We start from the raw sequence: 511 nt of genomic DNA on the forward strand, positions 1-511 counted from the left end.
GGCTGGCGGGGATGCTCCATAAGTATCAACATGCGTTGACCGATAGTTAAGTCAAAACCGACGCCAAAAGCGTCGGTTTTTTCATGGCTATACTTAGCGATGCACGGCAGAACTCGCCGCGAAACGTGACGGTGGCAACAGATGAATATTTATACCTTTGATTTTGATGAGATTGAGAGTCAGGAGGATTTTTATCGTGACTTTAGCCAAACCTTTGGTCTGGCGAAAGATAAGGTACGCGATCTCGACTCACTATGGGATGTGTTAATGAACGATGTCCTGCCGCTACCACTTGAGATTGAATTTGTTCATCTGGGAGAGAAAACGCGTCGCCGTTTTGGCGCGTTAATATTGCTGTTTGATGAGGCAGAGGAAGAGCTGGAAGGGCATTTGCGTTTTAATGTTCGTCATTAGCGCAAAAAAAAGCCCCCGAACCGGGGGCAATATCGTCGGACAAGACGATGAGGGTTTATTTGTACAGTTCAGCCGTAGCGTGCCAGGTGTCACCGCT

Annotated in this window: 1 protein-coding gene; it reads left to right on the forward strand. The window is 47.7% G+C overall.

The annotated features are described in order from the left end of the window. Positions 1-141 precede the first annotated feature (141 nt). A complete protein-coding gene (locus tag FHC48_RS23050) occupies positions 142-414 on the forward strand; it encodes a barstar family protein (RefSeq protein ID WP_001029013.1) in 273 nt (90 codons plus the stop codon). Positions 415-511 lie beyond the last annotated feature (97 nt).

It is taken from the genome of Enterobacter sp. EC_50, assembly GCF_019584525.1.
Classification (GTDB): domain Bacteria; phylum Pseudomonadota; class Gammaproteobacteria; order Enterobacterales; family Enterobacteriaceae; genus Enterobacter; species Enterobacter roggenkampii.